Source organism: Sulfurimonas sp. (genome assembly GCF_014859695.1).
Lineage (GTDB): Bacteria > Campylobacterota > Campylobacteria > Campylobacterales > Sulfurimonadaceae > Sulfurimonas.
Window position 1 is genome coordinate 1 of record NZ_JACUTS010000057.1, and the last position, 11,401, is coordinate 11,401.

Below are 11,401 nucleotides of genomic sequence, written 5' to 3' on the forward strand. Positions count from 1 at the left end.
GAGCGCTCAATAGAGTACTTCTCGGTATTTGGCGGGATGAGCTGGGGCGTTGAGATGACAAAGAGCCTTGAAGAGTTGATAGAGAGTAAGGTTTTAAAAAACTATACATATATCCATGGAGACATTACAAAAATCACTCACAGCGACAAGATAAGCCACGCACTCTTAAGCGCCGCTGCAACAGGTGACGGACGAGTTCACTCTGCACTAAAGAGAGCACGCATCTCAAGAGCAGAGGGCGAAGAGGCAATCGATGCACTTTGCGCTAAAAACATTCTCAAACGCGAATACTCACTTGAATCTCCACCTAATGAAGATGATAAGGTAGATGAAAAACTAAACTTCAGCACTCCTTTTATACGTTTTTGGTTTGCTTTTGTCTCCCCCTATTTTAAAACTATCAAAGATGGAGATTTCAAAGAGGCTACCGAATCATTTGCCAATCGTAAAAGCGAATTTTACGAACTTACTTTTAAAAAACTCTCCCATGAGCTTATAAAAAAGAGCCTCAAAGATGACCCGATTGTAGAGATTGGAAGCTATTGGGATAGAAATACGCAGATAGACATCTTAGCAAAGACAAAGTCGGGTAAAGTCGTTGCGGGAGTATGCAAATACTCCAACCAAAAAGCAAAAAAGAGTGAGCTTAGTAAGCTTCAAGAGCAGTGCCGCTTAGCCGAGCTAACGCCTAATATCTATGTTATAGTCTCCAAAGGCGGCTTTTCAAACGAGCTAAAAGCCTTAAAGGGCGAAAATTTGAAACTCTTTGGGCTTAAAAACTTTAAAACACTAATAGAAGAGTTGAGCGAAAAAGATTTTATAGAGTGTGTAGGGAAAAAATATTAACAATTTAATCAATCTATTAACCAAAAAAACTGCCCTCAAGCGTGAACATATAGAAAATATTTTAAAACTTCTTGAGGAGGGTTCAACCATCCCTTTTATTGCCCGCTACCGCAAAGAGATGACGGGTGGAGCGGATGATGAGGTACTTCGTGAGTTTGAAACTATATACATGAGTGCCAAAAAACTCTTAGAGAGAAAAGAGGAGATTTTAAGGCTTATTGCCGAGAGAGCAACTCTTAGCGATGCGCTTAAAAAAAGCATAGAAGATGCCCAGAGTCTGCGTGTTTTAGAGGATATCTACCGTCCATACAAAGAGAAGAAAAATTCTCGTGCGGCAACTGCCATAGAGAATGGTCTCTCTCCTCTTGCAGATATTTTAGAAAAAGCGCGACTTAGCGAAGCCGAGTTTAAAACAAAGGCAAAAGAGTTTGTAAAAGGTGCTGTTACTTCCGTAGATGAAGCGGTGCAAGGAGCGCAGGATATTTTGGCAGAGCGATATGCCGATATGCCTCGTGAGCGTGAGTCCATAAGAAACAACATGCTTCGCCATGGAGTTTTAGAGATTAAAAAGACAAAAAACTTTGATGAAGATGGAACGTTTAAAAACTTTGCCCAAAAAAGCGAAAAAGTAGCCTACATGCCATCGCATCGCTATCTTGCCGTTATGCGCGGGGTTAAGGAAAAAGAGCTCTCCGTAAAAATAACTATCGACACCGATTACATTGAAGCAAATATAAAAGAGTACAAAATCCCCCGCAACGCCTCAGGCTCAAAGGAGCTCCTTTTTGAAGCCTACAGAGACGGACTAAAGAGGCTCATGCTTCCTTCCCTTGAGAGAGAAGTTCAAGCCGAGCTAAAAGAGAGAGCCGACATAGCCGCAATTTCGGTCTTTGGAAAAAACCTAAACCAGCTTCTTATGACTCCTCCTGTGACTAAAAGAGTTATTTTGGGAGTCGATCCAGCATATAGAACGGGATGCAAACTGGCTGTTATAGATGAAAACGGAAACTACCTTGAGTCATGCGTTATCTATCCGACAGAGCCTCAGAAGGATTATGAAAACTCCAAAAAGAAGGTTATAACACTAACTTCCATGTATAACATCACGGGTGTAGCTATCGGAAACGGAACAGGCTCAAGAGAGACGCAGGAGTTTTTTGCACGGCTAAACAGAGATGAGAATGCGAAACTAAACTATACGGTCGTCTCAGAAGCGGGAGCATCGGTCTACTCCGCTTCAAAGATTGCTTCGCAGGAGTATCCTAACCTTGACGTAACCATAAGAGGCGCTATCTCTATCGCTCAAAGGCTACAGGACCCGATGGCGGCTTTAGTTAAGATAGACCCGAAAAGTTTGGGTATCGGGCAGTATCAACATGACGTTGATCAAAAACTTTTAGAGAAAAAATTGGGCGATGTTACGCAGGATTTGGTAAACCGCGTAGGAGTTGATATAAACTCCGCATCTCTCTCACTTCTGGCTTACGTTGCAGGTATAGGTGTAAAAATAGCCCAAAATATAATCGCTTTTAGAGAAGAAAACGGGGCTTTTTACACAAAAGAGCAGCTCTTGAAAGTAAAGGGTTTGGGTAAAAAAGCGTACGAGCAGGCTGTAGGATTTATCCGCATAAAAAACTCCAAAAATATTTTTGACAACAGCGGAATTCATCCTGAGAGTTACGAAGTTGCTAAAAAACTTCTCGCTCTTGATTTGGCAACTGTTGATATCAAGCAAAAAGCTGCCCAGCTGAATGTCGGGGAAGAGACGCTAAAAGATATTATCAAAGAGCTGCAAAAACCCGGTTTTGACCCAAGAGAAGAGCTGCCGCCCATCCCGTTTAAAGAGGGCGTAACGGATATTAAAATGCTGAGTGTAGGAAGTTTTGTCTCAGGTATTGTCAGAAATATTGCCGATTTTGGGGCATTTGTGGATATCGGGCTGAAAAATGACGGCATGATTCACATCTCAAAGATGAGCGCGACAAAAATTTCTCATCCGCTTGAAGTGCTATCGCTAAACCAATACCTGCCTCAAATCGAGGTTGTATCTATAGATGAAGAAAAAGGAAAAGTCGGACTTAGTCTGATATAAAACAAAATGAAACCAACACTCTATTTTCTAAGATCTTCAGAGCAAAAAATCGCAACCGACATGCTCCACTTCGCTTACCGTCTTGATGAAGTAGGCAAAACGGTTAAAGATGTCATGCAACTTGAGAGTTACAGCAAATTTTACGGACTCTCATCCAAAGATTTAGGGCTTTACGCTTTAAGCGAACACAAAATCGCGGGTGCTGCATGGCTACGGCTGCTAAGAGAAGATGATAATGCAAACGGCTTTATAGATGAGAAAACACCTGTTCTTACAATCGGAATGAAACCAGAATTTAGATCTAAAGGCATAGGATCTGCAATGCTTGAACAGCTCTTTTTAGAAGCAGGCGCACTTTTTGAGTATATGAGCGTTAGTGTTTTAAACAGTGAAAAAGCAGTCGGTTTTTTTAAAAAGCATGGGTTTGTAGAGGTTGAAAACTCTTTTGGCAAGAGTCCAATTGATGGAAGTGAAGTTATAACTATGGTAAAAGAGCTGCCAAAAGAGAGGGTTGTGCGACCGACTGACGGCTACGACCCTCAAAAATGGATGGATTAAAAGCTTAAAAACGAAGCATCACTCCGGCATAAAAACCTGAAAAATCAATGTCTAGTTTTGCATCAATACTACTTTCATCAATATCTAGTTTTTGAACTCTGTAGCCTACCTCTAAAGCAGGTTGAACAGCAGGAGTAAAATCAAAAGTATAATCAACTTTTGCTCTAACGTCATATACGGTAGAATCACCCGTCGTGATGTACTTTACATCCGCTTCAATACCTATCTCTGTTGAGGGGATTTCAACTCTTCCTCTTACATAAAGAAGAGGAACGGCGAAAGTTACGCTGTCGCTATAACCTGTAAACGAACCTGATGGTGCCGCCGTGTAGGATGCATCAACGATTTTAATGTCAAGCCCCAGATCAAGAGTGATCCAAGAAGTGTTATCAAGAATATTGTAGTATGGAATAATATCATACTGTTTCATATCATAAGAGAGCGTAGTATAAGGGGCTGGATCGATATTAAAATCTTTAAATTGACCGCTTGCTAAACCGCTATCTTCCAGAGTTACATACTCTAATCTAAGATTTGGCAAGATTGGGACCGGATGTTTTATAAGAACCCAGACGTAAGTCTCAGTTTTATCATTTTCGCTTGAGGTATAAAGACCGTCAGCTCCGCCGTCGGTGTAACTTGCGCTACCCTTTGGAGTCTGCATCCAAGCTCCCGCGCCCATTTCGACTCGTGAAAAATCAGCCATAACGCTAGAAGTCAGAACTGCTCCACATGCAAGTGTGTATAAAACTTTTTTCATAGTACAAATCCTTTTATATAAATTAAAATAATTGTATCAAAATTTTGCTTGATTGGTATAGGGCAAAAGCCCTATAAAGGAAGAAGGAGGAGAAAAATTATTATTTAACTGCAGCGATAGCAGCGTCGTAGTTTGGCTCTTCAGTAATTTCAGGAACGATCTCTTTGTAAGTAACGATACCATTAGCATCTACTACGAAGATTGCTCTACATGTAACACCTGCAAGAACAGAACCACCAAGCAAAACACCGTAAGCATTAGCGAAATCTTTGTTTCTGAAGTCAGATGCAACAGTCAGCTTATCGATTCCCTCAGCAGCACAAAATCTTCCTGATGCAAATGGTAAGTCCATAGATACAACAGTTGTTTTAACACCCTCTAATGAAGATGCTTTTGCATTGAAGTTACGAGTCTCTGTAGCACATACACCAGTATCTAGTGAAGGAACAACGATAATAAGCTGCTTAACGCCTTGAGCGCCACCAACTACTACATCGCCTAAACCGTCTGAGTTTACAACTGTAACCTCCGGTGCTTTATCACCAACATTTACCTGATTTCCTATTAGTTCTACGTCTGTACCTTTAAATTTTGTAGTTGCCATCTTTTAATCCTTAATTTTATTTTATAAAATGAAGGTATCCTTCATCTATTTTAAACGATGTCGGAAGTAATTCCGACATCTACGCTAGCCGCTAAGGCACTAAAGCTTGACACATCTGTGTCAAATGATTTTTTACATTTTGTGAAAGAAGTATATTTGAAATGGGATAATTTTGCTCTTAATCAGAAAAAATATGCTTATAATTAAGTGCTTCTTAAGCTAAATGACACTTTTAGGACAAACTTCAAGTTCATCGATAGAGCTGAATATTTTTCTCTCATACATCTCTAAAGCCACTCTTCCTATCATTGCCGCATTGTCCGAGCAGTATTTCAACTCACTAAGAAGCAGTGATGCACCGTAGGGTTTTAACAGCTCCTCTATTTGTGAACGAAGATATAGATTTGCACTCGCTCCGCCGACAATAGCAAAACTCTTTGGCGGAACTTCTTTAAAATACTTTTTGAGTTTTTGGATAATATGCGCCGCCGCTATATGTTCAAACGAAGCGGCAATATCTTTATAATCACTCTCATCAGCTTTTTGGATGGCAAGCCTCACAGAATTTTTCAAACCCGAATATGAAAATGCAATAAGCGGCGATTGATGAAGAGGAACGGTAAAGTTGTACTTTTTTCTATCCCCATCCTTTGCTAACTTCTCTATCAAAGGACCACCTGGATAGCCGAGATTCATCATTTTGGCTACTTTGTCAAAACTCTCGCCGAAACTGTCATCCATACTTTTTGCTATAGTTTTTATACTCTCTAAACTCTCTACTTCCATGACTTGAGTATGCCCGCCGGAGACCAAAAGCACACTCAGAGGAAACTGTGTCTCTTTCTCTATAAAAAGAGAGTAGATATGCCCAACAAGATGATTTACTCCGATAATGGGAATATTTAATGCAACAGCAACTGCTTTTGCCATGACGACACCCTCTATAAGAGTAACACTAAGACCGGGAGAGGAAGTAACCGCCACTGCTTTAAGCTCTTCAAAGTAAGGTTTACACTCCTCTAAAATACGGGGCAGAGCCTCTGCATGAAGTCTAGCCGCAAGCTCAGGAACTACGCCGCCGTAAACCGAATGCTCTACCTCCTGCGATATTTTTTTATGAAAAATAAGTTTCTTTGTGGCTATCTCGGTAACCGCTATCGCGCTGTCGTCACAGCTGCTCTCTATGCTCAGTATCATTTTGTCCTCACAAAAGCTCTTATCTCTTCATCAAGAGCAAATACGTCAGCAACGCTTTTTGGCACAACATCAAACTTCTCATACGCTATCATAACCGTTTTTGATATATCCATAAAGCCTATCTCACGGGCAATAAACTTCTCTATTGCCGCTTCGTTTGCGGCGTTTACCACTACGCCTCTTGAGGGATTTTTCAAAAGTTCATCTTTTATCTGCCAAATCGGGTATCTCTCAGTCGTGATTTCTCGAAACTCTAAAGAGCCGATTTTTAGCAAATCTACGTGCGGGAGGATATTTTCTTGCATCTTGGCATTGAGCGCAAAAGCAATCGGGAGCTGCATATTTGCATTGGCGAAGTGTGCAGTTGTCGAGCCATCTTTAAAGTCGATTAGCGCATGGATAAGCGATTTTGTTTCTATAATGGCGTCATATTTGCCCTCACCAAAGAGCCATCTAGCCTCTAGGAGTTCAAACATCTTGTTCATCATAGTCGCACTATCTATGGTTATCTTTTGCCCCATCGACCAGTTAGGGTGTTTTTGGGTGTCTGCCAAAGTAGCGTTTTGAAGTCTCTTTATATCCCAATCACGAAATGCGCCGCCGCTTGCCGTGATAATCATCTTCTCAATCGGTCGCTCTTGCATCAAGTACCAAAGCCCGAAATGTTCGCTGTCTATGGGCTGAATCTTTGAGCTGTCTATAAATGCACCGCACGCAACGAGAGACTCTTTGTTAGCAAGAGCAACTCTTTTTCCACATGCCAAAGCTGTAAGTGTCGGACGAAGTCCTAAAAAACCTACAAGTGCGTTTACTACAAGTTCACTTTTTGACTCCTCTATAGCTCTTAAAATCGCCTCATGTCCGAAAAAAACATTTTTGTGATTTACTCTGCAAACATCCTCCTCTTTAGCGACAACGACTATTTTTGGATTGTGCTCTTTTATCTGGGAATTTAAGAGTTCAATATTGTTTCCTGCGACTAAAACCTCAACAACAATTGAGAATTTTTTTGCTACTTTTAAAGTATTTACGCCGATTGAACCTGTGGAGCCGAGAAGTATCAAATCAAGCCCTTTTTCTCAAAAATATTTTCTCTATGATATTGAAGATACTCTAATCTCTTGTCATTGATGAAATTATTATCTAAAGTATAATTATTTAGATGAACTTTAACATCTCCATCAAGTATACTTGAAAAAACTATACTTCCATCACTCCTAAAAGATATATGGCCCTGATCAAATAAAATATCCATATTTCTACTTAACAACAGCCCATTGTTTGGGTCATAAGCTTCATTCTCATCTGATTGAATAAATGGTTTGATATGGCTTGCAACTAATGAAGGATAAGATAAATTCTCAACCATACATTTTTCATCAGCTTCTTCTTTTAGTAAATTTTTATAAATTCTGTGCAAGTATCCATCTCTTTTTCTACTCTCTTGTTTTAAATCTTCTCCGAAAATAACTTTAGCGTCTTCTTCGAAATATAATATATTATTTATGAAGATGATATCATCAAGCTTATTTAATAGATTAAGAAAGTACCCTACTTGATTATACTTTCTACTAACAAAGCCATTTTCAATGGCAATATTGGTATGAAAATTTAGTTCATCAGCTGTAACATACCCTTTATGATAATCCAAAATATTAATATTCATCAAGCCAATAATATTTTCTTTTGTTAATGTAGCAACTTCCTCGAGTGTTTTTAAAAGAAAATTAACTTCTTTTTGTGCTGAAAAGTTAGTTATAGAACTGTTGAAACTTGAATATTTATAAATAATTTTTGAGAATATAGTTTGTCTTTTTCTATTAGTTCTTGCATTGATAAACTCTATAGTTTCAGGGTTATACGACACCAAAAAAGGATGAATAAATCCTAATTTTACAAATTGATTTATACTTTTTCTTACAGAACCCATATCTGCTTTTGGATAATTTAGATTTACTTCTTGTTGAAGTCTATCATACTTCTTGCTCGAATAAGGTTCCCTGTAATGATTAGAAATAAAATTAACAATAATCTCTAGTGTCCCTATAAATTTTTCTGAATTAATATCTGTATATTCTAAAGTTAATTTCCAATATTCCTCATATTTTTGTTCAGACATTATTTTTCCTCAAATTTATTATTTTTAATAATAAACAAATACTCACTGTTTTCTCTCTTCTTCTCTTTGCCTGTTACCCTATAATCATACGGTTTTTCTATAACTTGAATATCATCAGAATATCTACTGATTATATTTATTAACTCCTCTTTTGAGGGGTATGAATTGTTGTTGTAACTCAAAAACCAATATTTAAAATTTTGTAAATTTGCAAAGAGTTTATCAAAAAGTTCTAATGAAGATTTTTTGTCTATAAAGTTATTCTCAAAAGGTTTGAGTTTTTTAGATTCTATGTACTCATCAACCAAACCATAAAATCCAAAATAATTATTCATAGTTCCTGTATATGGAGGGTCTAAATAAATTACATCTGCACTCACTTTATTTAACAAATCAAAAATATCCTCATTATATACTTCATTTATTTGTTGATTGTCAAAAATAGCTTTATTATAATCTTGAAGATTTTTCAGAATATGACTTTGAAATGACTCATTGTGATAGGCTCTTTTTCTTTTGTACTTCGCATAACTATACTCTTCATCTCTAAGCTGTTTTATTTTTTCCCAATTTAGATTAAATCTTGAATAAGGCATTTTTCGCACCATCGCTCTTCGTATTAAAGTGAATGCAATTGCTTTTTTATATTCTGAAGATAAATTTTCTATATTTTTTCTATATAAATCTAACTCCTTACACTCTTGTGGAAAAAAGAAAACTTCTGAGTAGTTTTTATACATAAATCCCTTTATTGTATTACCGCTAAAGAGTATATTTAAGTCATCTTCATCTAATATCTCTTGATTATTTTCAATTAATGACTTGGCTAGATAATAATTGATTTTCAATATATCATTACTAACTACTTTTAGACCTCTTTTTTTTGCTTCATAACTTATAGAAGAGCCTCCGCTAAAAGCATCAAAAACTGATTCTATATCTTTTGGAAAATAATCACATATCCAATTAGCTAATTTCTCTTTGTTTCCAATATAATTTACTTTTGGGTATTTATTATCAAAAATCATTTAAGTGCTACTATTTTCTATCATATTTTTTACGTGTTTGGCTATTGCCGCTGCCATAAGTGGTGGCACAGCATTTCCGACTTGTTGTTGTTGAGCTATACTGCTACTTTTAAATTCAAAACTATCTGGAAATGTTTGTAATCTTGCTAGTTCTCGAACAGTTAAAGCCCTATTTTGGGAGTAATGAAATACTTTTCTCATATCCCCTGTAATAGTAATGGATGGTTTGGCACTATTATATTTTATATATTTTCTTACATCGCCACTCTTAGGTCTTACATTGGTAGGAATATGTTCTCTAGTCCCACCATCTTTTATAAAACTCATTTTATGAAGCATTTGCGCTGTATGCTTCATCGCTTTATGATTTAAAAGTGTCGACTCTTCCCCTGAATTTAACTTTGGCAAATCATCTAAAGCATCTTTGACTGTTTTATAGTTTGTATGAGTTTTGATTGGAAAAGTAATATCATGATTAACTCTTGAACCTAAAAATATAACTCTTTTACGAATTTGTGGCACTCCATAATCAGCAGAATTCAATACTTCACACTCAACTTTATACCCAAGTTTATTAAAATCTTTTATAATTTCTTCTCTCGTTTTATTTTTATTATGTGTATATAATCTAGCAACATTTTCCATAACAAAATATTTCGGTCTAATCACTGCTACAACTCTGACAAATTCTTTAAATAATCTATTTCTAGGATCATCTATAAATTTTCTTCCGATACTACCCGCAATACTAAAACCCTGACACGGTGGTCCACCTATAATCACATCAACTTTTTTATTGCTAATTAATTCAAGTATCGTTTCATTTTCAAGCTGTGTTATATCTTTTTGAATTAATTTATGCTTAGGAAAATTTGCTTGATATGTTTCACAAAAATCTTTTTGAATATCTATAGAAAAAATATTTTGAAATCCTGATTTATCAAAGCCAAGTGAAAAACCACCCGCTCCACAAAATAAATCAATATAGGTTAATGCTTCTATTATTTTTCCCTCTAATAACTTATTGGAATCTATTAAATTTGGAACCTTCATAGTACTTCCTCATCTTTTATAACCAATATAGCTATTTTTATTTAACTATTTAAATAATATGACAATATGTCATATAATCAACTAGACTAAACCTCTTAAGAGAACTAACATAACGATAGCTCCAAAGAGATAGCCGTCTATTCTGTCCAACATTCCGCCATGACCCGGCAAGATGTTTCCGCTGTCTTTTACGCCTGCGCTGCGCTTAAGAGAGCTCTCAAACAGATCTCCGAAAATTGAGCCGAGAGAGACCATAAAAGAGATGACAAACGACACGCCCAGATCAACTATACTAAGGCCGACAAACATGCCGGCTATACTTGCTACAAGAACTCCGCCGACCACGCCCTCTATAGTTTTGTTTGGGGATGTAGTACTAAAGGGAGTTTTGCCGATGCTTTTGCCTACGGCGTACGCTCCGATGTCAGTCATTGCAACGACCACTAAAAGCCATAAAAGAGAGATGACCCCATACTCCACATACATTGTTAGTATGAAAAGCATTCCTGCTGTTGGGTAGACAAACGGAAGGAAGTTTTTCCAAGTACGCTCTCTATTGTATGCAACGGCACTTGCATAAGCAACGCCTGCCAAAACAAAGAGATCGTCACCATAAGGGTAGATCGCCGCAAGAAGCCATATACCTACAGCGTAGTAGATTAAATCGCTGTTTTTTATATCAAAAAGATTCATCGCCTCTTTAAAGGCTAGAAGATAGACTGCTCCAAGAAAGAGCCACATAAGAAAAAAATTATCTATAAAACCTATAACAAGCACTCCCGCAACAAGCGCCAAACCTGTCGTTACTCTCTCTTTAGAAGCCGTAAATATGCTCATCTGCAATCCCCGATTAAAATTAGGCAATTATAGCCTATCAGACTTTAATATCTAGTATATGCAAAGGGGGAGTCTCTTTTTCTTCTTCTTCGGGTTTTTTGCGCTTCTCGTTTCTTGCAGTCTCCTGATCAGCTTCATTCTTTTCATGTTCACGGTCAGGGTCGATTTCATGAACCTCTTCCGCAGGACGAACTGCAAGAACCTCTTTCTCTTTCTCCTGCGCCGCCGCCTGAGCTATCATGTTTTGAAACTCAATACGATTGTTATGAGCATTTTGCAAAGCGGTAGCAGTTGCGGTCTGCTGATT

12 protein-coding genes are annotated in these 11,401 nt (G+C 37.5%); 3 read left to right on the forward strand and 9 right to left on the reverse strand.

Going from position 1 to position 11,401, the window contains the following annotated elements; translation table 11 throughout:
• The 3 genes from IBX42_RS09185 to IBX42_RS09195 all read left to right on the forward strand — a co-directional run.
• Positions 1-846 (forward strand): DUF234 domain-containing protein (locus IBX42_RS09185; RefSeq protein ID WP_294932059.1); only part of this gene is annotated, 846 nt, incomplete at its 5' end.
• On the forward strand, positions 842-2,938 hold the full coding sequence (locus IBX42_RS09190) for a Tex family protein (protein ID WP_294932089.1): 2,097 nt from the start codon (positions 842-844) through the stop codon (positions 2,936-2,938). The genes IBX42_RS09185 and IBX42_RS09190, both read left to right, overlap by 5 nt.
• 6 nt (positions 2,939-2,944) lie before the next feature.
• Entirely contained in the window at positions 2,945-3,496 is a 552-nt protein-coding gene (locus IBX42_RS09195) for a GNAT family N-acetyltransferase (protein ID WP_294932062.1), read from the forward strand.
• 4 nt (positions 3,497-3,500) lie between these two features.
• Here IBX42_RS09195 and IBX42_RS09200 read toward each other — a convergent pair whose 3' ends face one another.
• From IBX42_RS09200 to IBX42_RS09240, 9 genes are all read right to left on the reverse strand, one after another.
• Positions 3,501-4,256 (reverse strand): TIGR04219 family outer membrane beta-barrel protein, encoded by a 756-nt coding sequence (locus tag IBX42_RS09200; protein ID WP_294932064.1) that lies wholly within the window; start codon positions 4,254-4,256, stop codon positions 3,501-3,503.
• 100 nt (positions 4,257-4,356) lie between these two features.
• On the reverse strand, positions 4,357-4,860 hold the full coding sequence (gene tpx / locus IBX42_RS09205) for a thiol peroxidase (protein WP_294932067.1): 504 nt from the start codon (positions 4,858-4,860) through the stop codon (positions 4,357-4,359).
• A 219-nt stretch (positions 4,861-5,079) separates the two neighbouring features.
• Entirely contained in the window at positions 5,080-6,057 is a 978-nt protein-coding gene (gene tsaD, locus IBX42_RS09210; RefSeq protein ID WP_294932070.1) for a tRNA (adenosine(37)-N6)-threonylcarbamoyltransferase complex transferase subunit TsaD, read from the reverse strand.
• Positions 6,054-7,121, reverse strand: a complete 1,068-nt coding sequence (gene dxr / locus IBX42_RS09215; RefSeq protein WP_294932073.1) for a 1-deoxy-D-xylulose-5-phosphate reductoisomerase — start codon at positions 7,119-7,121, stop codon at positions 6,054-6,056. The genes tsaD and dxr overlap by 4 nt, the downstream gene beginning before the upstream one ends.
• On the reverse strand, positions 7,118-8,176 hold the full coding sequence (locus IBX42_RS09220; RefSeq protein WP_294932074.1) for an HNH endonuclease: 1,059 nt from the start codon (positions 8,174-8,176) through the stop codon (positions 7,118-7,120). Before IBX42_RS09220 ends, dxr begins: the two co-directional genes overlap by 4 nt.
• Positions 8,176-9,204, reverse strand: coding sequence for a DNA adenine methylase (locus IBX42_RS09225; protein ID WP_294932078.1), 1,029 nt, complete (start codon positions 9,202-9,204; stop codon positions 8,176-8,178). The genes IBX42_RS09220 and IBX42_RS09225 overlap by 1 nt, the downstream gene beginning before the upstream one ends.
• Positions 9,205-10,257, reverse strand: a complete 1,053-nt coding sequence (gene dcm, locus IBX42_RS09230) for a DNA (cytosine-5-)-methyltransferase (protein WP_294932081.1) — start codon at positions 10,255-10,257, stop codon at positions 9,205-9,207.
• Between the two features lie 81 nt (positions 10,258-10,338).
• Positions 10,339-11,094, reverse strand: a complete 756-nt coding sequence (locus IBX42_RS09235; RefSeq protein ID WP_294932084.1) for a phosphatidate cytidylyltransferase — start codon at positions 11,092-11,094, stop codon at positions 10,339-10,341.
• A 37-nt stretch (positions 11,095-11,131) separates the two neighbouring features.
• Positions 11,132-11,401, reverse strand: a 270-nt coding sequence (locus IBX42_RS09240; RefSeq protein WP_294932086.1) for a hypothetical protein, incomplete at its 5' end; no start/stop codon positions are given.